This is a genomic window from Paenibacillus hamazuiensis (assembly GCF_023276405.1).
In the GTDB taxonomy this organism is placed as follows: domain Bacteria; phylum Bacillota; class Bacilli; order Paenibacillales; family NBRC-103111; genus Paenibacillus_AF; species Paenibacillus_AF hamazuiensis.
This window is the reverse complement of the sequence record NZ_JALRMO010000001.1, coordinates 5,149,700-5,170,994: the sequence shown is the minus strand read 5'-3', so window position 1 is coordinate 5,170,994 and position 21,295 is coordinate 5,149,700. Positions and strand designations below refer to the sequence as shown.

The 21,295-nt window shown below is 54.3% G+C and carries 17 protein-coding genes and 1 pseudogene; 11 read left to right on the top strand and 7 right to left on the bottom strand.

What is annotated here, in order from left to right:
* Nucleotides 1-401 precede the first annotated feature (401 nt).
* The 4 genes from MYS68_RS22340 to MYS68_RS22325 form a co-directional block, all read right to left on the bottom strand.
* On the bottom strand, nt 402-971 hold the full coding sequence (locus MYS68_RS22340; protein WP_248927973.1) for a peroxiredoxin family protein: 570 nt from the start codon (nt 969-971) through the stop codon (nt 402-404).
* 74 nt (nt 972-1,045) lie between these two features.
* Complete coding sequence (locus tag MYS68_RS22335; RefSeq protein ID WP_248927972.1) at nt 1,046-1,744, bottom strand: Crp/Fnr family transcriptional regulator; 699 nt, start codon at nt 1,742-1,744, stop codon at nt 1,046-1,048.
* A gap of 133 nt (nt 1,745-1,877) precedes the next feature.
* Nucleotides 1,878-2,381 (bottom strand): SRPBCC family protein, encoded by a 504-nt coding sequence (locus MYS68_RS22330; RefSeq protein ID WP_248927971.1) that lies wholly within the window; start codon nt 2,379-2,381, stop codon nt 1,878-1,880.
* Between the two features lie 29 nt (nt 2,382-2,410).
* Complete coding sequence (locus MYS68_RS22325; RefSeq protein ID WP_248927970.1) at nt 2,411-2,830, bottom strand: DoxX family protein; 420 nt, start codon at nt 2,828-2,830, stop codon at nt 2,411-2,413.
* Between the two features lie 315 nt (nt 2,831-3,145).
* Here MYS68_RS22325 and MYS68_RS22320 point away from each other — a divergent pair, with 315 nt between their 5' ends.
* The 6 genes and pseudogenes from MYS68_RS22320 to MYS68_RS22295 all read left to right on the top strand — a co-directional run bounded on the left by MYS68_RS22320 (nt 3,146) and on the right by MYS68_RS22295 (nt 13,232).
* Complete coding sequence (locus tag MYS68_RS22320) at nt 3,146-3,985, top strand: AraC family transcriptional regulator (protein ID WP_248930984.1); 840 nt, start codon at nt 3,146-3,148, stop codon at nt 3,983-3,985.
* A 114-nt stretch (nt 3,986-4,099) separates the two neighbouring features.
* Nucleotides 4,100-7,708, top strand: coding sequence for an OmpL47-type beta-barrel domain-containing protein (locus MYS68_RS38895; protein WP_248927969.1), 3,609 nt, complete (start codon nt 4,100-4,102; stop codon nt 7,706-7,708).
* Nucleotides 7,709-7,940: 232 nt separating this feature from the next.
* Nucleotides 7,941-9,044, top strand: coding sequence for a GGDEF domain-containing protein (locus MYS68_RS22310; RefSeq protein ID WP_248927968.1), 1,104 nt, complete (start codon nt 7,941-7,943; stop codon nt 9,042-9,044).
* Between the two features lie 275 nt (nt 9,045-9,319).
* Entirely contained in the window at nt 9,320-10,348 is a 1,029-nt protein-coding gene (locus tag MYS68_RS22305) for a LacI family DNA-binding transcriptional regulator (RefSeq protein WP_248927967.1), read from the top strand.
* Between the two features lie 238 nt (nt 10,349-10,586).
* Nucleotides 10,587-11,000 (top strand): annotated as a pseudogene (locus MYS68_RS22300) (carbohydrate ABC transporter permease); the annotation flags it as partial.
* Nucleotides 11,001-11,039: 39 nt separating this feature from the next.
* Nucleotides 11,040-13,232, top strand: coding sequence for an alpha-galactosidase (locus MYS68_RS22295; protein ID WP_248927966.1), 2,193 nt, complete (start codon nt 11,040-11,042; stop codon nt 13,230-13,232).
* Nucleotides 13,233-13,426: 194 nt separating this feature from the next.
* Here the strand turns inward: MYS68_RS22295 and MYS68_RS22290 are convergent, their stop codons facing one another.
* Complete coding sequence (locus MYS68_RS22290) at nt 13,427-13,930, bottom strand: DinB family protein (RefSeq protein WP_248927965.1); 504 nt, start codon at nt 13,928-13,930, stop codon at nt 13,427-13,429.
* An 86-nt stretch (nt 13,931-14,016) separates the two neighbouring features.
* The gene (locus MYS68_RS22285) at nt 14,017-15,420 is read right to left on the bottom strand and encodes a sialidase family protein (RefSeq protein ID WP_248927964.1); all 1,404 of its coding nucleotides are present in this window, start codon (nt 15,418-15,420) and stop codon (nt 14,017-14,019) included.
* 141 nt (nt 15,421-15,561) lie between these two features.
* Here MYS68_RS22285 and MYS68_RS39125 point away from each other — a divergent pair, with 141 nt between their 5' ends.
* The gene (locus tag MYS68_RS39125) at nt 15,562-15,690 is read left to right on the top strand and encodes a TfoX/Sxy family DNA transformation protein (RefSeq protein ID WP_420852149.1); all 129 of its coding nucleotides are present in this window, start codon (nt 15,562-15,564) and stop codon (nt 15,688-15,690) included.
* Here the strand turns inward: MYS68_RS39125 and MYS68_RS22280 are convergent.
* The gene (locus tag MYS68_RS22280; RefSeq protein ID WP_248927963.1) at nt 15,650-16,075 is read right to left on the bottom strand and encodes a GNAT family N-acetyltransferase; all 426 of its coding nucleotides are present in this window, start codon (nt 16,073-16,075) and stop codon (nt 15,650-15,652) included. The genes MYS68_RS39125 and MYS68_RS22280 overlap by 41 nt on opposite strands.
* A 205-nt stretch (nt 16,076-16,280) precedes the next feature.
* Here MYS68_RS22280 and MYS68_RS22275 point away from each other — a divergent pair, with 205 nt between their 5' ends.
* From MYS68_RS22275 to MYS68_RS22260, 4 genes are all read left to right on the top strand, one after another.
* Nucleotides 16,281-17,531: an MFS transporter gene (locus MYS68_RS22275; RefSeq protein ID WP_248927962.1), complete on the top strand. Its 1,251-nt coding sequence runs from the start codon at nt 16,281-16,283 to the stop codon at nt 17,529-17,531.
* A 156-nt stretch (nt 17,532-17,687) separates the two neighbouring features.
* Nucleotides 17,688-18,299: a hypothetical protein gene (locus MYS68_RS22270; RefSeq protein ID WP_248927961.1), complete on the top strand. Its 612-nt coding sequence runs from the start codon at nt 17,688-17,690 to the stop codon at nt 18,297-18,299.
* 174 nt (nt 18,300-18,473) lie between these two features.
* Nucleotides 18,474-18,737, top strand: coding sequence for a helix-turn-helix domain-containing protein (locus tag MYS68_RS22265; protein WP_248927960.1), 264 nt, complete (start codon nt 18,474-18,476; stop codon nt 18,735-18,737).
* On the top strand, nt 18,664-21,183 hold the full coding sequence (locus MYS68_RS22260; protein WP_275983967.1) for a sigma 54-interacting transcriptional regulator: 2,520 nt from the start codon (nt 18,664-18,666) through the stop codon (nt 21,181-21,183). Before MYS68_RS22265 ends, MYS68_RS22260 begins: the two co-directional genes overlap by 74 nt.
* Nucleotides 21,184-21,295 lie beyond the last annotated feature (112 nt).

The following is a 21,295-nucleotide window of genomic DNA, read 5'->3' as shown; positions in this document are numbered from 1 at the left end:
GGCGGGTTCGGGCTGAGCGAGGAGCGTGAAGGAATGCCGAGAGGCGGAAAAAGCGTCTCTCGGCCGCGAAGAGTCGCTCGGCCGTGGTCCGAGAGCGGGAAAAAGCGCTCTCGGACGGACTTGGGCTGAGCGAAGAGCGGGAAGGAATGCCGAGAGCGGGAAAAAGCGTCGCTCGGCCGCGAAGACTCGCTCGGCCATCGCCCGAGAGCGTGAAAAAGCGCTCTCGGGCGGGCTTGGGCTGAGCGAAGAGCGTGAAGGAAGGCCGAGAGCGTGAAAAAGCGTCTCTCGGCCGCGAAGACTCGCTCGGCCGCGAAGAGTCGCTCGGCCGTGGTCCGAGAGCGCGATAAAGCGCTCTCGGGTTGAGAGAATGCTGCGCGCCCGCGGAAAATGGCCAAACAGACCTAGTGCGCTTCGCCGCTGCTCCCGGCGGCGAACCGATCGATCTCCTCCAGCGGCAAATGATCCGTCACGAGCCGGCCGTAATGCGCAACCTGGATGATGCCGCGCTCGTCGATCAGAAATTCGGCCGGGATCCGGTAGAAGTTCGAGCCTTCCTCATGAGTCAAAGCGAAACCTTCGGCCGCCGCCTCCTTAACGAACGACTGTGTGGCCGCATCGGCCATCGTCGCCTGCACCTTCTCTTCGGACACCTCGACGCCGTACCGGCCGTACAGCTTGCCTTCCGGATCGGCGATCAAAGGGAACGGCGCTTCCTGCGTGCCGACATGCCGGGACATGCTCGCATCAGGCGATTCGAACACGGCGATGACCTCCAGCCCATCCCTTTGCCACAAGTCATAACGGCGGATAAAATGCCGCACCCGCAAATTGCAGAGCGCGCAGGCGGCATTGCGGAAAAAAGCAAGCAGCACCTTGCGGCCCCGCAAGTCGCTTAAGCGGACGGATTTGCCGCCGGCATCCACGAATGTGAAATCGGGGGCGGCTTCCCCGGTGGTTAACGAGATTCTCATTGCGATAAGCCTCCTGAACATGGTATGAGATCAGCCGATGAAACCCGGCTGATCTCATTTTATCAAGGGCTGATTTATGTATCTGTGACCCGGTCACCAACATCATCGGCGAGCGCCTCGAGCGCCTTTCGCTGACGGATGATGACCGAACCTCTCCCGGTCTCGATCCATCCGGCCTTTTGCATTTTCCCCAGCGCGCGGCTGACGACTTCGCGGGCCGATCCCAGCTCGGCCGCCAGCTGCCTGTGCGTAATCCGGGCCGCCGGCTCGCGCTCCGTCGTCAGCCGGAGCAGAACTCCGGCAAGCCGCGAGTCGAGCGGCAGCGACATCTTGCCGGCAAGCAGCCTGCCTATGTCAATAAATCCGTCCAAAATATTGCCGAATACCGCATTTCGGATCGGCGCATACGTCTGAATCCAGCGCAGGAACGCCCCTTTGGCGACAAATAGCGCCGTGACCTCGGTCTCCGCGGTCATCGTTCCGGGATATTCGCGCTCGCTGAGGCCGCTGAGCACCATCAAGGCACAGATGTCGCCGGCGGACAGCCGGCCGGATACCGCTTCGGAGCCATCCTCCGTCACGTAGGAAATCCGCACCGTTCCCGAAATTAGAAACAAGGCGTACTCTACGGCATCTTCGCCGCGGAACAACGCCGATTTCGCCGGAAACGTCCGCAGCCTGGGCTGGGCGGCGGACCATTCGTCGGGAGAAAGCGACCGGAAGCAGGGGAACGTTTCGCACAAAATATGTTGTTCGAGGTTGTAACGTGCCATGAGAATTCTCCATTCGGACAGGTTGATAGCAACATTATACTTGCTCGGCGCGCCGGTTGAACAGGAGGGGGCAAGGGCGCCCGTATCCCCAAAAAAACATCCCCCTCCGTTAACCGGATGGGGGATGTAAAGCTTATAGTGAAGCCAAGTATTCGTCGAGTTGGCTGAACGTTCCGGCGAAACCTTGCTGCATGGAGCCGTGCATCGATTCGTAGAACTTGAGCTCTTCCTCCGTTGCGTTGATAGGTCCTCCGCGCAGCGTCAGGATCGTTTTGCCATCGTGTTCGTCGAAGGTAACTACATTTCTAACCTCCAAAGGGAAGCCTGGCGCAATCAGGGAGCTAACCGTATTGCCTTCCGGATCGGAGAAGGAACTGACGTACTCAAGCTTCTCCGGCGCATCAACCTCCCGGTATACAAACTTGCCCCACATTTCGAGGCCTTCGGCGTTGCTCATCTTGTAGTGGAAAATGCCGTCCGGTCGGACATCCAGCTTGACGACAGTCAGTTTGAGACCCTTCGGGCCCCACCAGTGCTCCAGGTGCTCCGCTTCGGTCCACATCTTGAACACAAGATCGCGCGGCGCATTGAAGGTACGGGTAATGACAAGCTCATGGATTGCTTGATTTTCGGACATCGTTAATTTCCTCCTGAATGATAGATTATTTATTGTTGGAACTGCAAGTTAGCCGAAGTTGCTTCGCCGGTGCGACGGCCGGCTGCTGCCGCTCTTAGCCGCTTGTGGTGGAAAATATAGGAGCCGGCGATCAAAGCGAAACCGATAATGAAAAACGCGGAGCTGGCAATATCGCCTGTCGCTATGACCGAATACATAGCGCCGAGCAGATCGAAAGTGAAGCCGGCATAAACCCATTCCTTGATCCGCGGAAAACCCGGGATCAGGATCGCGATGATTCCCAGCAGTTTGGCGTAGCCGAGAAACGGAAGCAGGTAATCGGGGTAACCGAGTTTCTTGAATAATTCAACCGCGCTGGGATCGTACATAATGTCGGGAATCGTACCCATGCCCATAAGCACAATCAACAAACCTGTAAACACCCAATAACCTACTAGTATCTTCTTCATAATATAAAATTCTCCTCCTTGAAATGGTAGATTTTTTACATAAATTTTTTCATTTATGCCACAGGTAAATCATCTTTCGAAAAGAAAACAATTTCCGCTGACACTCACTTCCCTTCTTTTAAAGTTCCTGGAGTTGCCGTTCAACCGTTCGATTGTTTCGTCTTGGAAGCGGTTTGTTCTTCATGTCTATAATATACCTGATAAGGAATATTCCTGTCAAGGAATATTTTAAAGTTTTTTCGGCTTTGACAAACCGTGATTAAGGCAGGTAAATTTATACATGACAACGTTTGCAAAGGAGGATGCGGAGTGGAGATGAGCAAGAAGCAGCTGCTGAATCACCACCTGTCCAGTTTGCGGGTGACCTTGGTCGCCTCCAAGCTTTCGGTTTGCAACTCCAATTGGAAAAGATTTAACTTTTCCCCTACTTACAATAAGTTTTATTACATATGTGACGGAGAGGGCTGGATCAAAATCGGGAATGATCATTTTAGGCCGAAGCCGGGCGAGCTGATGTTTATTCCGGCCGGAACGATGCAGTCCTTTTCCGCGACGGAAGGCACGCCTTACACGATGTATTGGTGCCATTTCAATTCCAACATCGCGTTTATGCAGCTGCTTCGGTGGTTCGGCATTTCGCATATCGTTGCGGTCGAAGATGCGGCGGAGCTGCTGCATTGTTTTCGCCAGTTAATCGAACATCGCGGCAACGACGGGCCTGCTTCTTCGCTCAAAATCCAATCCGCGCTGCTGGCCATCGTCGCTTTTTTCATCGAACGGGCGATTATGGAAAAACGGAGCGACCTGCCGTCCGTCTCCATCCGCAAGCTGCTCGATACGGTCAATTTCATCGACGCCAATCTGTATAAAGAGATTTCGGTCGAGGAGCTGGCGCGGATCGCCCATTTCCATCCGAACTACCTGATCCGCGTTTTCAAAAGACACCTCGGCATGCCGCCCAAGCGGTACATCCACGAACGCCGGTTGGAGAAAGCGGAGCATCTGCTGGCCTCCACCGACATGACCGTCAACGAAGTCGCCCACAGGACCGGGTTCAACGATGTGTCTTACTTTTCGGCTTCGTTCAAAAGGAAAAGCGGTGTTTCTCCTTCGGAATTCCGGAACGTCTATGCCCAAAATAATGCGGGGCCATGACAGCCGGCGGCAGGAAGGTTAATTTTCTCATACATTAAGGATATTCCGTCCGTATTCATCCTCCGCGCCTGAAAGGTAATATAGGTTCAAACAAGGCGAAAGGAGTGACGATTAGTGAAAAAGCATCGCAAGTTGTGGTCCAGGGCGGCGGCAGCCGCACTGTCGGTTCAATTATTGTTGGCAGGGGGAGGCGGAGAGCTGATTGACAGGACGCAAGCCGCTGCGGCGGTGGGGGAAACGGCCGTTCAGCGTCCGTACTTCCCTCCGGACGAATCCGAAATGCAAACGGCCGTCGCCAAGGCGGACCAACTGCTGGCCGCCTATACGGAGGAGCAGTGGATCAATCTCGCGCCGAAGCAGTCGCCGAGGTCCGACGGCAACGATCCGCCGGACGGTAGCGAAGGCTGGGTGTGGAATCCGGCGGACCCGGACCGGATCGCTACGGACAAAGGGCTTGTGCTGCCGAGCGCGCAGTATCCGTACCGCTACAAGCCGATCAAGGTTATGAGCGGAAAGACGGTAAATGCGGCCTACGTCGAGTATGCCGGGAAGCAGGTGCTGGTGCAGTCGAGAATCGATTATGAGAAGGCGAATTTCATGACCCGCAACCTTCCCGTCATTGCAACCGCTTACCTCAAAACCGGCGACGAAAAATACGCCCGGAGAGTGGCGCTGGCGCTCGATGCGTGGGCGAATGCGGCACCCGATTTTTACATGACCGGCAAAAACAGCGGCACGCTGATCAGCGCCGACGATATCGCTCAATATTACGACACCGACATCCAGCGGGCGAGCGACCATAACGGCATCGCCCACGAAATGCACTCGGGCGAAATCTATGCATTCGACCGGATCTATAACAGCGCGGCTTTAAACGTGCTATCGCAGGAGAAAGGGTATGACGTCAAGGACCATATTGCAAACGATTTGTTCCTGAATGTGACGGGGTGGCTGATCAACTACCAATCGATGAAGGTGCACACGTCGACGAATTTATCCGGCGGCGTGGATGCGATCGCGAAGGTGGCCGTCGTTTTGAAAAAGCCGGAGTATATGGAATGGCTGGACCGGTACCTGGACATTACGGTAGGCGACAACTTCAAACGGGACGGCATGTTCCCCGAGGCGTTTTCCTACCACGCGGGTTACGCGTCTACGAACTACACGATCGCGCAGGAGGTCGACTATTATTTTCAGGTGTATCAGGCGGATACCGACAAGCTGAGGGAGCTGGAGAAAAAAGTAAAAACCCACCTGGCGTTTCTCGCCAAAGCGAAGGAGGTGCAGAAAACGGTCGCCTTCCCGGACGGCGATTTGCCTCCGTTCGACGATACGACCAAGGGCGGAGCGTCCCGGCGGGATGCGACGGTGTCCCGGCTGCTTCCGGCATATGGGCATTTGATGCTGGGCGACGGCACCGGCGATCGGCAGACGCAGTTCAACATTCATTTTAACGATTACGCAAACCACGTTCATCCGAACGTGCTGGCGGCGACGCTGTACGGATTCGGCAAAGAGCTTATCGGAGGCATCCGGTATTCGCGGATTCCGACCCGCAATTTTTCGCGGAGTACGCTTGCGGACAATACCGTGGTGGTGAACGGGACAAGCCAGTACCGCAGCACCAAGCAGGAAGGCTCCAGCAACGCCGGTCATCTGTTCAATCAAGGCATATTGTCATTGTACGAGCCCGGACTGAAAGGAATTGAGGCTTCCGAGGTGTACAGCAAATGGGCTTATCCGGGCACGGTAGACAGATACCAGCGGCTGAACATTTTGAACACGATCGATCCCGACCATCCGTATTTGATCGATTTGTTTAAAGTGACGGGGGGCAAGACGCATGAATATGTTCTTCATGGATCCACCCAATTTGACGAAACGGCCGAAGCGAGTTTTCCGCTGCAAAAGATCGACAAGCCGTACCCGCTGCTCCCGGACAACGTCACGTGGACCGATCCGGTCAGCGAAAACGATAACCGCAACTGGTATGGGTTGTTTAGAGACGTGAGCACCGGAAAGTCTCCCGGCAAATGGGACGTCACCTACAAGGACGCCGGCGGCAGCGGGGTCGGGACGCGCATTTGGATGGCGGATGACGGCAAAAGCCAGGTCTATCTCGGGAAAAGCCCGCATTCTTACCGCGACAAGCTGTACGACGATATTTATCAATTTTGGCGTCCTTCGTTGATAGTCAAGCGCGAAGATCCGAATCAGACGAAGCTGGACAGCCTGTTCGTCGGCGTCGTTGAGCCGCTGCACGGCGAGTCGGCGATATCCGGCATCGAGAGGCTGCCGCTGAAAGAAGCGAATCCGGAGCATGTAGCGCTCTCCGTCAAGTTTAAGGACGGGCGTGAAGACGTCATACTGGTTAATATGAATCAGCCGGGCGCTGCAGGAAGCGCGTCGGTGGACAAACCGGTCGCAACCGCTGACGGAAACTACGAGCTGGAAGGGCGAATCGGCATCGCCGTAGGACGGAGCGGCGTGCAAACGCCGTATCTCATCGCGGGCGGCAGCCTCCGCTATGGCGGCGATAAACTGACGCTGGAGACCCCTTCCGTCGCCGGCACGATTACCGGTGCGGTGCGCAAGGCGGAGGGAGCGGATGTCGATGCGCTGATTACGCCGGAGCTTTTGCCGGAAGGGGATGCGCTCAAAGGAAAGTGGCTTTCCCTGAACTTCGGCACGTATAAGGTCGTGCCGGACGGCAGCGGCAAATACCCTTCGAATATCAAGGAACAGACGGGGATGAGCGAAATGTTCCGGATCGATCGCGTCGAACGGCGCGGCGGGCTGACCTACATCGTCACGGCGGAGGATCATGCGCTGTCGATCCAAAACGGCAAAACGTCCGAGCTGCTGCGGCCGAAGCGCACGTTCGAGAATGTGCCGGCCTTCCGGATCGATTTCAGCCGAACGAAGGATGTGACGCCGCCGGTCACTGCAGCCTCCGCGGAAGGCTCGGTGAACAACGGCTGGTATACGGATGCGGTCGCCGTGAAGCTCCAAGCGGCCGATGACGAATCCGGCGTCGCTTCGACCTTCTACAAGCTGACGGTCACCGGTTCCACCTATTCGCCCACCGTAACGCAGTCGGCATACGGGCCGGGCGACGGCTGGCTGCAGTATGACGGGCCTATCGCGATCACGCGGGACGGCAAATACGAGCTGCGGTATTATTCGACGGACAAGGAGGGCAATGCGGAGGAGGAGAAATCGCTTGCTATCGCCCGGGACACGGCGCCTCCCGGAGTGAAGGCGATCTCCCCGGAACAGGGCGGCCGGTATCCCGATTCCCAGGATTTGACGGTGCAGCTTGAGCTGAACGACCCCTGGTCGGGACCGGACGATGGCAAAACAGCTCTGCAGCTGGACGGCAAACCGGTGCAGCGCGGAGCGGTCATCCCGCTGTATACGCTGCCGCTTGGTCCGCATTCGCTGACCGTAAAGACAGCCGACATGGCCGGGAATACCGGCAGCGCGACGATTTCGTTCACAACGGAAACGAGCGTCTCTTCGCTGGCGGAGCTGGTCGCGCGTTTTGCGGGGAGCGGCTCAATTGACAACAAGGGCATCGCAAACAGCTTGCTGAAAAAGCTGGAGCATGGCGATATCGGCAGCTTCGTAAACGAAGTCCGGGCGCAGAGCGGCAAACATATTGCCGCCGAAGCGGCAGGATTCCTGCTTCGGGACGCAGATCTGCTTCTTGCGCGAAAGTAGCGGAACGGAGCCGATCTTCAGTGACGGAACTGCAGGCGTCCGCCATGGCGGCGGTCGACGCGCCGTTCGACCATTCCGGCAAGCAAGCGCAGCCATAACGGTGCCGCCCGGCGAAACCATGCAAAAGCTCAAGAGCGACGCTCTTGGGCTTTTTTCGCAATAAAGGAATTTTGTTGAACGGTGTCGAATAAATGATCGTTGCGATCTTGTTCCTTGCCGGAGGAGAATATAGTTGGAAAAGCTTGTTAATATGCGAATGAATGTGGACAGATGGAACCGCAAAATTATGAATATATGCTGGATGACTGCGGCGCTCTCTTTTGTCGTCGAGCTTATGCTGATATTTGTCACCCGCGCAGCGCCGGCCCAATACCTGATCGACAGCGTAGCCGTTCCGACATCGCTGATGCTTGCCGTGCTGATATTGGCCGAAACGGCAACAAGGCTGTTTAAGCGGGCGGCCGATTATATCATTATCACAACGTCTTTATTTCTCGCATCGATTCTGGTCTGGGCGCACGTCTCTTTGCCTCCGATCCACGGAATGCTGTTTTTGCCTTTTATCATCTGCATGTTTTATTTCTCCAGGAGCCGGATGCTGTTTACTTTCGCCATTTCCATTGCCGCCGTGTTTGTCATCTACGCGGTTCACCCCCATTTCTCCAATAGAAACCATCTGTTAATTATAACGGCAGCGGAGAGTATGGTTATTTCCGCATATTTCGTTTCCATCCACATTGTGAACCGCGGGGTCGAGCTCGTGAAAGATCTTCGCAGCACCGTATTCGCCCAGCAGGAACTGATGGTGAAAAATGTGATGATGGATAAATTGGCGAAAACCGATGCGCTCACCGAATGCTTCAATCATAAAGCGTTTCATGAATATTTGGATAAGCTGATGGAGGGCTGGAGCGGCGATCGCTGCGTGCATTTGGCCATTCTGGACATCGATAATTTTAAAAAAATAAACGACACGTACGGGCACTGGGCAGGCGATGTGGTGCTTAAAAATGTCGCGAGGGCGATTCGGGAGGAAGCCGGCCCGAACGATATCGTGGCCCGCTACGGCGGTGAAGAATTTGCCGTTATTTTCGAAAACAGGAAGGCGGAGGACTGTTACGAGCTGATGGAGGCCGTCCGCCAAAGGGTTGAAAGAGACACTTATCCGGAGCTTGGCGGGGGCGGGGTTACCGTGAGCTGCGGACTAAACGCCTTTATGCCCGGCAAAGGGAAAGAAGAGCTGTTCAAAGGCGCCGATGAGGCGCTGTACGTCTCGAAACGGACGGGGAAAAATAAGGTGACGGTTTATGGTGGAGAAAATATGACAAAGTTATAGATGTTTTCCGACGTTAGTTCAATCGAACCGTAACAGTCTGGGACTTTATTTTCCAGTCCTATGCTGCCGCGGTTTTTTTTATTGGATTATTCATATCTATGATCCGGATTGAATTTACTAAATAAATTAACTAATAATTTTCCGGTTTGTTCGCAAATGAACAGTTTTAGTAGGTTGAATGCGGGGATCATTAATATGAAAAGGCTTGCATTTCCTTGTTTGTGTTGATATAATTCGATTATATAGTTAATAAATTTACTAAAGGTGGACCGTTGATGGCTACTATCAAGGATATAGCAACCCAAGCCAACGTATCGCCGGCGACCGTCTCCCGCGTGTTGAATAATGACGCAACCCTGTCTGTGAGCGAAGAGACGAGAGACCGCATCTTCGATATCGCGGAATCGATCGGATATAAGCCGAGCCGCATCAAAAGGATGAAGAAGGAGAGCGAGATCGCGAGCAAACAGATCGGGCTCTTGCTTTGGATCTCGTCGGAGGAAGAGAAGGAGGATCCTTACTTCTCGGCGCTGCGTCTGAGCATCGAAAGGGCTTGCATCGAGGAAGGGACACCCGTCGCCAGAGTGATCCGCGGCAGCCAAGTCGATTCGCTCACTTTTCAAGGCATGGACGGTCTTATCGTCGTAGGCTCGGTCGATATTGACGATATCGAAACGATTTTCCCGAACCGCGGAGCGGTCGTGTTGGTGAACCATTTGCTGGACATTCCCGGCTACGATTCGGTGAAACTGAACTTCCGGCAGGCCATGGAGGATGTGGTCAGCCATCTGTGCGAAATGGGGCATCAGAGGATCGGTATGATCGGCGGGTGCGAATACCTCTATAAGCTGGGACCGGTCAAGAAGGGGCGGCCCAGTCACGATATACGCCAGGTTCATTTTGAGCGGCTGCTGAAGGAAAGAGGTTTGTACCGTCCCGAGCTCTTCGTTACCGGAGATTGGTCGACGGCAAGCGGCTACGAGCAGATGAAGCGGCTGCTTGCCGCGTCGGAGCGGCCCACGGCTTGCTTTGTCAGCAACGATCCGATGGCGATCGGCGCCCTCCGCGCGCTTCACGAGCAGGGGGTGAGCGTGCCGGATGAGATGGCGATCGTCGGCTTTGACGACATTGAAGTATCCGCATTTGTGAATCCGCCGCTGACCAGTGTGAAAGTATATCCCGAGCAGATCGGCAAGACGGCGGTTCATCTGCTGATGGAGCGCTTTGCCGGCAGGGAGCCGGTTATGCAGGTGACCATCGGAACGGAGCTTGTCGTGAGGGAGAGCTGCGGAGGTAAGAAGTAGATCAAGAAAAGAAGCAAGAAGTTGCAGCAGTTAGTAGGGTCTGCAAGTAAGATTCCGATAAGGCGGTGAGACATGGACGGTAACTTGCAGTGAATTGTATGAACGTAACGGCTCAGAGTCAACAGAAATGTACAGAAAAAAAAGACCCCAGCCGGAAGCTGGGGGACAAAGAAAAAAACATGCAGCTTTATTGTATCGAAATGTAAGTGGAGTTTCAAACAAATCTTGACGATTAGGGGGCCTCATCATTCTTTACGTCGTTTATGGCATTGCTTTTAATATGTTCCTGTACGTCGGTTATTTGAAGAGCATCCCGGCAGAGCTCGAAGAGGCGGCGGTGATGGACGGCGCTTCGATTTTGGGAACGTTCTGGAGAGTCATTTTCCCGCTGCTCGGGCCGATCAACGCCATCGTCGACATCCTCACGTGCATTTGGGCGTGGAACGATTTCCTGCTGCCGCTCATCATTTTGAGCAAGCCGGCGATGGCCACGCTGCCGCTCGCACAGTACATTTTTCAGTCGAAATTCGGCGTCCATTACAATTATGCGTTTGCATCCTACTTGATGGCACTGCTGCCGATGGTGGCCGTTTATCTTGTCGCCCAACGCTGGATCATCAGCGGTGTCATTCGCGGTGCGGTGAAATCGTAAAAAACATATTTATCATGATCAGAGTGAGGGAGAAGCACCATGAATATTTATTACAACGAAAATAAGCGGCAGTTTCATTTGCAGTCCAAGGATATGAGCTATATCATCCAGTTGGTGCGTGGATACCCGGCTCATGTGTATTGGGGGAAACGCCTTGAGCAGGGCGGGAACCTGGACGATATTTTGATGTTTCAGGAGCGCAGCTCGTTCAGCCCCAACCCGGTGCCGGACGACAGAAGCATCTCGCTTGACACCCTGCCGCAGGAATATCCGCAGTATGGAACAAGCGATTTCCGTTATCCGGCTTATCAAGTGAAGCTGCAGGACGGAAGCCGGATCACGGAGCTGTTATACAGATCGCATCGGATCGTGAGGGGCAAGCCCGCGCTGGAAGGCCTGCCGGCCGTCTATGCGGAATCGGAGCAGGAAGCGATGACGCTGGAGCTGGAGCTTGCCGACGCGTATTCCGGGCTGGCGGCAGTTATCCGCTACACGGTATTTGACGCATTCAATGCGATTACGCGTTCCGTGCGTTTTATCAACCAAGGGCAGCAAGCGCTAAGCTTGAATAGCGCCATGAGCGCAAGCGTCGATTTTGCCGATGCCGAGTACGACTATCTGGTTTTGACGGGCGCCTGGGTAAGAGAGAGGCATATGCAAAGAAGGCCGCTCACTCCGGGCGTTGCGGCAAGAATCGAGAGCCGCCGCGGCTCCAGCAGCCACCAGGCCAATCCGTTCATTGCCTTGCTTCGGCCGGATGCCGGCGAGGAGCAGGGGGATGTGTACGGCTTCAGTCTCGTGTACAGCGGAAGTTTTGCCGCGCAAGCCGAAGTCGATCAGTTTGCAACGACGCGGGTGTCGATCGGCATCAATCCGTTTGACTTTGCCTGGCTGCTTCAGCCGGGAGAGTCGTTCCAAACGCCGGAAGCGGTGCTCGTCTATTCGTCCGAAGGCTTGGGAGGCATGTCGAGAACGTACCATAAGCTGTACCGGACAAGGCTGTGCCGCGGGGTTCATCGCGATCAAGAACGTCCGATTCTGGTGAATAACTGGGAGGCGACCTACTTCGATTTCAACGCCGATAAGATTGAAGCGATCGCCGCCGAGGCCGCCGAGTTGGGGATCGAGCTTTTCGTTTTGGACGACGGCTGGTTCGGCAAACGTGACAACGATACCACTTCCCTTGGAGATTGGACGGTCGACCGCAAGAAGCTGCCTGGCGGCCTGGACGATTTGGCGGCCCGAGTAAATCAGCTTGGTCTGCAGTTCGGACTTTGGGTCGAGCCGGAGATGGTATCGCCCGAAAGCGAGCTGTACCGCCGCCATCCGGATTGGTGCCTGCACGTGCCGGAACGGCGCCGAACGGAAGCGCGCTGCCAGCTCATTCTCGACTATACCCGGCAGGACGTAAGAGACTATATTTTTGAGGCGCTCAGCGGCATTTTCCTAACCGTACCGGTTTCTTATGTCAAATGGGATATGAACCGCAATATGACGGAGATCGGATCCGCCGCACTGCCGGCCGAACGTCAATCCGAAGTGGCGCACCGGTACATTTTGGGACTGTACGAACTTCTGGAGAAGCTGACGAAGGCGTTTCCGCACATTCTGTTCGAGAGCTGCTCGGGCGGCGGCGGAAGGTTTGATCCGGGAATGCTCTACTATATGCCGCAGACGTGGACAAGCGACGATACGGACGCAGTCGAACGGCTCAAAATCCAGTATGGTACCAGCATCGTCTACCCGGTTAGCACCATGGGCTCGCATGTATCGGCCGTACCGAACCATCAGGTGGGCCGCGTGACGTCGCTGACGACCAGGGCGGATGTTGCGATGTCGGGTAACTTCGGTTACGAGCTGGATCTGACGAAGTTGACCGCTGAAGAAAAGGCGATCATGAAGCGGCAGGTGAGCGATTACAAGGAGATTCGCGGGCTTGTGCAGAGCGGCGATTTGTATCGGCTGAAAAGCCCTTTCTCCGGGAACGAAACGGCGTGGATGTTCGTTTCGGGGGACAAGAAGCAAGCGGTCGTATTCTATTTCCGCGTGATGGCGCATCCTAACGCACCTCTGCGAAGGCTGCAGCTTCGCGGACTGGATACGAGCCTTGATTATCACATCAGCTGTCTGGGTACGAGCTACCGCGGCGACCGGCTTATGCAGCTCGGTCTGAATTTGCCTCATCTGGATGGAGATTATGCCAGCGTTTGGTTTAAGCTGGATGCCAAGTAGCGGGTATACAAAAGGAATAGCTCATAAGGCAGGTATAACGGGTATACGGCAGCACCTTGACGAACGAGTCGGCAATCCTAACTATCGGAAATACGCGGTGCCTTATATGGACAATATTATTTTATCGGAGATACCGATTCTCGGGTATTTTGGGGCCAAGGCTCAAGGAAGAAACCAACGTCCCGTTGATCGCGTTATGAGGCATACCAGAAGAGCGCATACTCCGTCATGACGGAGGCGTGGCCCATTTGGCGCAACATGGCTGTAATATTGCCGCGGTGGTACGTGCCGTGATTGACCGTTTGCAGAACGATTTCGGCAAAACTCGTTTCCCGTACCCCGGCGTAAGGATTGTCGAGTACGATCTTTTGCTCCAAATTGTCCTGCGTGCTCAAAAACGCCTTGAATTTGCCGGACAGCTCGGCAAACGCCGGCTCCACATCTTCGAGGCTTTGCTTTTCGAGCTGAGCCTGCAACCCGAACGCCAGCGACAATGCTTCGTTCATGCTCGTGCCCGTCAAGACGAGGTACCAGGTGTAATCGACCGAGTAAATGTGAGGCAGCACCTTGGATACGGAGGGAAACACGCTTTGGATTTCTTGGGTGTAGACGTCCTGAGGCAGCTGTTTGAGCCGGTCCATCATCGTTTTATTCGCCCATACATGGTAGTTGTACATATGAATGGCTGTATGTGTCATCGGAAATAACCTCCCCGGATTGGATGCTTTCATCATAAAACAACTACCCTGACAACAGTCTGTCAGGGTAGTTTGGCGATTGCCCATTATTTCGAGATAGCTGAAAAAATTTGCTGGCGCCCGGTACGGGTGTCCGTCCATACGGAGACGCTGCCCTTTCCTTTGGCCGCCGTGCCGATGTAGTCGCCGATAAACGTGCTGGGTGTGCCGAGGGAAGAATCCGCGTTCGGATTGAACGATCGGCTTGTGATCCGGACGTTTCGTTCGAACGTTTGCCCTCCGTCCGTGGACTTGGCGAGAAATACGTCCAAGAGCCGTTCCGATACTCTGTTTGTGTAGTAGACCACGCTAACGGCACCGGTATCCGGGGAGACGGCCACCGCGGGGAAAAAGTTTTGACTGTCTTCGGGGCTGTCGTCAACGCGAATAGGGACGGACCATGTGGCTCCATTATCGGTGGAACGCGACAGCAAGATGTGCGCGGAGCCGGATCGCCGATCTTCCCATACCGCATATACCGTCATCGGGAAATGACCCGATACATCGGCCCTGATATTGGCGAAGGTCAGCACGCGGAACCGCCATCCCGGTACGGGCAAGGGGTCCAGGATCGGATCGATCTGCGCCACGGTGACGATCGGGCCGAAAGTCGCTCCCCCGTCATCGGAACGGCTCATCCTGAAGAACGAGGCTTTTTCTTCGAAGTCGATCCAGGCTGTAAAGATTTCCCCCGTGAGACCTACGTCGATACTTGAGCCCTGAACGAAAGGAAAGCCGATTTTTACGTCCGAAATGCGGACGGGCACCGACCACGTTTTTCCTTCATCCAGCGATCTTTGAAAAAAGATGACGGTCCCTTCGGAATCGTTGAAAAACCGGGTAAAGCTGATATACGCATTGCCAAGGTAAGGGCTGGCCGGCGATTTGTCGATTGCCAACGCAGGTTTGTCGTTGAAAATTTTATTGCCGAAACCCCGGTTTACGATGATGGGGGCGGAGAAGGTTTTGCCGTTGTTCGCCGAGCGGTAGACGATGACGGTTCCGTCTTTGCCGCGGTTGGAGGCAAGCCCGCCGATCAAAAACAGGCCTTTGCCGGACTTGCGGGAAGGGAAACCCGAGCCTGCGACGGCATCGGAGGCAATGCGAAATCCTTTCGGGAGAGGCAGCAAACGATTGGTATAGGAGCGCCCGCCGTCCTTGGAGCGGGAGAAGCCGAGAGGGAATATATCCGCATTATACCCGGTTATGATGACTTTCTCGTTAAGCGGGTTGACCGCCACGCTCGGTTCATTATTCGGCGGCTTGATCCGGGTTACTTGAACATTTTTCCGCTTGATCGGAGGCCGATGTTTTTTGGCATAAGTCCTTGCTGCACTTTTGTGAAAAGCTCTCTTTGGCCGAAGCCGAACCTTTCGGCGGGCCGTTTTCTTCCTTCTCCGTACGATTTCAATTTCCGGTCGATGACGAAGCTTATATGAATAATCCGGCATGCTGATCACCACTTTTTTCGTATTGGGCCATATCCTCAAGTTTATATATGATGAATGACGCGATACGGTATGGGTGAATACACATCGAGTTTTCGATTAAAAAACTAAACTGTGAATTGTCACTACAGACGGCTTAAGGCCATGTATCCGGATAAAATCAACCTGCTGGCTCTTTACGCGCTTGAAGCCGCGCTGTGGAATATTCACTGGCTGGAGCTTGCGCCTGAAATTAAGGACGAATTGAAACGCGAGGCGGAAACATTTCCATGATCACGTATTCGACTCCATCTTTGTTGAAAACGTCCGCGGTCTCCCGCAATCCGAACCTTGCGTAGTAGCCGGCTTTGCTCCGTCTGGCGTTGCACCAAATTCTGCGGACGCCGCTCGCCTGCATCTCATCCAGCACATGCTGCAGAAGCTTGCTGCCGTAGCCTTTGCCCTGCTCTTCCGGCAGCGTGGCGAATTTGCGAAATTGCGCCTCGTCCCGGCCGATAAACAGGGAGACTACGGAAACGAGCTTATTTTCGGCAAACAAGCCGTAATGCAGGCCGCTCTCGTCGTCCTTCAATTTGACATATTCGATATCTTTGTCCGGCCACATGACCATGTGCCGGATCGGCCATGTCAGCTCTTTGCCGATGCGTTTAATTTCCATGATGTCGGCTCCTTTCCTATAGGGCTGGTTCAGGGAATATCGATTCCCATTATAGCACAACATGCCGTGGCATCGGGCGGGACGGCTCATGGTATATGACCCGAGAGAAGCGAAATAAAAATAGATGGTTACGGGACTGCCTCTCATCCGCTATAATGACCTGTAAGAGGATAGTTCGGACACACACCCGGGGGGACAAAATCGGATGAGGCTGGCATGGGAACGATGGGTTCAAGGATTCAGATCCGCTGTGCCCGCGGAAAAAAGGTTGTCTAAAGATGCTGTGATGTCGATCGTGCTTCACGGCTTGTTTCAATTCGGCGCATCGATGTCCGGCGTTTTCCTGACCTTGTATTTATGGCGGCTTACGCACAGTCTGTATGTAAGCGGGATGTTTAACACGATCGTCTTTTTGGTGACTCCGGTCGGGTTTGCGCTTGCGGGCTGGTTCGCGAAGCGGAAGGACCGGATGGTCTCGTACCGGATCGGGATCATCGGTTTGGTGTTTTTCTACCTTCTGGTCATTTTGTCGGGAGAAGGAGTAGCAAAATATTACGTCCTGTTCGCCGTGCTCAACGCGATTGCCGCTTCCTTTTATTGGACGGCTTATCTCACGCTTATGTACGAGGTGTCGACCGAGCATAACCGGATGCGTTATTTGTCCTTCAACATGATCGCCTTTACATTGGCAGGTCTTGCAGGACCCGCCCTGGCCGGGTTTATCATCAGCCGGATGGAAGGGCTGAAGGGCTACATGGCCGTATTTGCGGTCGCCTTCGTTATGTTCCTGCTCACGACGATCGGAAGCTTGCGCATCCGCTCGAATCATTCGCATCACCGAACCTATTATTTGCATATGATGCTGCTGCCGTTTCGGAAAAACCGGAACTGGCGCCGCTCACTATTCGCCTACTACGTTTTTGCCACGCTGCAGGGGCTGATGATCTTTTTGCCGAACTTAATGCTGTATCAGGCGGTTCCCCGCGAAGACCTGGTCGGTTATTTGGGGGTTCTGTTTTCCGGGCTGGCGATTTTGACCGGCTACGGATTCGGTAAATGGGGAAACGTAAGCCGCTCCAAGCTGTATCTGGCTGTGGCCGCAGCAGGTTACACGGCCGGCTCGCTTTTGCTTTTGTGGAAGCAGGATATCGTGACGATCGTTATCTTTATGGTGCTGTATTCCAGCTTTAATGTGGTTCAGGGGAATTCGCTGACGAACTATTATTACCGGCTGATGGGCGAGCTGCCGCTAAAGGGCGCCCTGCGCATCGAATCGATCGTTATGCGCGAGGCATTCGTCAATGCCGGAAGAATTACCGCGATTTTGCTTCTGCTGGCAGTCGCCGACAATTTGACCGGGCGCGTGCTGCCGATGGTGCTGCTTGCGGCATCCCTGCTCCAGTTTGTCGTCATCGCACTGGCCGGAGGGATCGGCCAGCCGAAAAGAGCTGAATAAAAAAGAGGCGCCCGGATATGGTTCGGGGCGCCTTTTTTTTAGAACCCTTTGCTTAGACAATGCTTTTGGATCTAATGCCATTGTTTACCAAAGCCGATAATATATCAGACACATGGATGAGCCAGGTCGAACAATAAACCGGAAAAGGTGGTCTACTTGACAAAGAATGAAACGGTTCAAAGCAATCCAACCCGGCGATCTCTTTGTAATTCAATAAACTCTCTATTCAATTATTTTTTCCCGCCTTGGTCTAGATTTCTGCTGTTTATTCTTCTATGCGTTACGGGAGGCGGCCAATATCTTATTGATCATTGGAGTACGTTGAACCCATATGATATTTTTGGCGTGTTCTATGTGACGGTATTTTCGACGCTGCTTTTGATGGACAGAAAAAAGACAAGACAGAATTTATTTTTGATCAGCTATTACATTAATTTTGCGATCCCTTTCATTTTGGCCGGTATCGGTGTTTATATCTCCTATCGCTTTGATTTTGATAGGATCATTCTGATTTTGTACATATTGTTCTCCATGAGCGTTCCATCTTGGTTGTACGTTCGGTATATAAAGGAGGAGAAGACTTATATAAAGGACATAAAAATCGCACTTGATTATAACGAATATGTTTACTGGTCAGTATCAGGGATCTTGTTATTGGGAATTGTTCCATTGTCTCATGAAGGAGAATTTTTATGCAAGGTTCTTTCCTTCCCTTTTTTGGCTCAAACAAGATTGATAAAAGCTTACATTGGGCAAATTTTAAGATAAAAAATGAGGACGATGAACGGTTGGATTCGCTTGACTCCATCCGAACCGCGATAGTTAGCAATTGCTAAAAATAGTTGATTCGAAGCAAGTGTATAACAGGAATTTGTCACCATCCCGCGAATGAATAAAGAAACATGTTCAGTTGAACGCATTTGCGAAGAGGGGAGTGCAAGCATGCGAAAATACCGAATCCTGGATACGTTGAGAGAAATGGCGGCGTTCAGCGAGGCGAAGGGCGCTACGGCTCAAGATGTTGCGGAAGCGGCGGGCATACTGCGGCATAATGCGAGCAGCGATTTGAATGAATTGGCCCGGGAGGGGCTTATTCGAAAGAGCGGGGGACGGCCCGTACGTTTCTGGCTCGCTGACGGGACCGTCAACACCGTCAACAACGGACTTCCTGCCGGAATCGGGCGAGCGCAAGCTTTCTTGCTTTGATCACGTCATCGGAGCGAAGGGGAGTCTTCGAACCGTCGTAGAGCAGGCCAAAGCGGCCATGCTGTATCCTCCCCGCGGGCTTCCGACGCTGATCGTCGGACCGACCGGAGCGGGAAAGAGCCACCTGGCGGGGATGATGTACCAGTATGCGGTGCAGGCCGGACGAGTGAGTCCTTCGGCCCCCTTTAACGTGTTGAATTGCGCGGATTACGCCGCCAATCCCCAGCTTTTGCTTGCGCAGCTGTTCGGATATGTGAAGGGCGCCTTTACCGGAGCGGAGAAAACGGCTCCCGGACTGATTGCGGAAAGTGAAAACGGCATCCTTTTCCTCGACGAGATTCACAGGCTGCCTCCGGACGGGCAAGAGATGCTTTTTTTGCTGATGGACCGCGGCGTATACCGCATGCTGGGCGACGGAGCGTCCTTGCGTCAAGCCTCCGTCACGCTGATTGCCGCTACTTCCGAGGATCCTCATTCCGCCCTGCTGGCCACCATGCTGCGTCGTTTCCCGGTCATGATTACGATACCGGATTTGGACGGGCGACCGATCGAAGAAAGATTGGAGCTCATCGAGCTGTTTTTTCGGGAGGAAGCGGCACGCGTGGGTATTTCCATCAAGGTCAGTCCGCTGGTATTGATTGCGCTTCTGACTTTCCGGACGGCAGGCAATGTAGGCGAGTTAAGGAGCGCGGTGCTTCTCGGCTGCGCCAAAGCGTTTCTGCACTATATCGCCGAAGGAAGCCGCTCGGAGACGATGACGCTGCATTTGACGCATTTGGCGCCGCAGATTCAACTGAACTATTTGAAAAACCATATGGATACGTCCAAGGCGGAGAGCATTATCGGTCTCGAGGACCGGCATTACTTCCCGAAAAAGGAACAAACCGTCCGGATGCCGCGCGACGATCGGCCGTCCCTGGATCTGTACAGCGAGCTTCGCTCGCGGATGAACGGATATTTTAACAGCGGACTGGACCGGGAAGAGGTCCGGAAGCTGATTGAAATCGATGTGGATTATTACTTAAGGAGGCTGGTGGGAAAACAGGGCGATCCTCCCGTCCTGCAGCCGCGTTTTCTGGAGGTGGTGTCCGAATTTATCGAGGAGGCGGGAAAGCAGCTCGGATGCGTGTTCGGACCGCAGGCGGTCACGGGCCTGGCGCTTCACCTGGCCAGGGCGGATGCGGCGCAGGGCCAGGACGAGGGCCGGATTTTGGATCTGGTAACGCATTGCCCGCGGGAATACGGTGTCGCGCACGGGCTTTCGGAACGGCTCGAGGAAGGGCTTGGCATCAGCTTATCCCCGGGGGAAATCGGATTTCTTGCGCTGTTTATGGCGACTCACCGGAGGGCAAGCGGTGCGGCGACCGGGTACAAAGTGCTGGTTATCGCCCACGGCGATCGTACAGCCACGAGCATGGCTGACGTTGCCAACCAGCTGCTCGGGGACAAACGGGTCGTTGCGGTAGACATGCCTCTTCACCATAGCGTAGACGATACGCTGCAGCGTGCGATCCAGCGGATACAGGAAACCGGCAGCGCCAGAGGCATTCTTTTGCTCGTCGACATGGGGTCGCTCACCGGGTTTGGTCCGTATCTTGAGCAGGCCTGCGGCATTCCCGTCGCCGTTGTTCCGCTCGTGACGACCGCGGCTGTGATCGAAGCGGGACATCTCGCCGGCAGAAGCGATATCGATCTGTCTTACATGTTCAAAGCTGTAAAGCAGATTTATGCGGATGACGATGCGGAGCTCATTCCGGCCCAGGACGGAAGACGGGTTATTATAACGACCTGCCTGACAGGCCAGGGGACGGCCCGCAAGCTTGCCGCTTTTTTGCTGGAAGCATTGCCCGAGTCGTTAAGAAGCAAGGTGCTCGTACAGCCCGTGAATTTGGAGAGCGGTTCGGGAATACCGGAACTGCTCGTCGAAGGCTGGCGCGGGACCGTGATCGCGGCGGCGGGAACCGTCGATCCGTCTTTGCCCGGGGTCGCTTTTATCGGCATCGAGCAAATTTTATTCGGCAAAGGCATAGAAACGCTGATTTCCATGGCGATGGGAGACGACGCGGACGACGCGGTGCCGGAAGTAATTACGAGGCAGGATTCGGTCGATCTGGCCAAACGGTATGTGATCGATTCCTTCGATGATCCCGAGGGGGAGAAATATGCCGATGCCGCGGAGAAGTCGCTCGAACGGCTGGAAGAGCTGATGGGGCGAACGGTCAGCCCGAGCCAGGCGGCAAGATGGGTCATCCATTTCGCTTTTGCCCTGGAAAGGCTCAGTTTGGATGGACCGGTACTCGAATGTGCGGAATTGCCGGAGCTGGAGGAGCGCCACGGCTTTTTGCTGCACATTGCGGAACAGGCGGTACAGCCTGCCTGCCAGGCCAGGAACGTTTCCATACCGCGAAGCGAAATCGGATTTTTGGCGCAAATTATATTATCGTAAGACACTGGAAGAAGCGTCCTTGCCAGTGTCTTGTTCGGCGAGACAATGTTCTCGTCTTTTTTTTGTTTTTTATGCCGCATTTCGCGCGCAGTGTCTTGGCACGGTTTTTGCA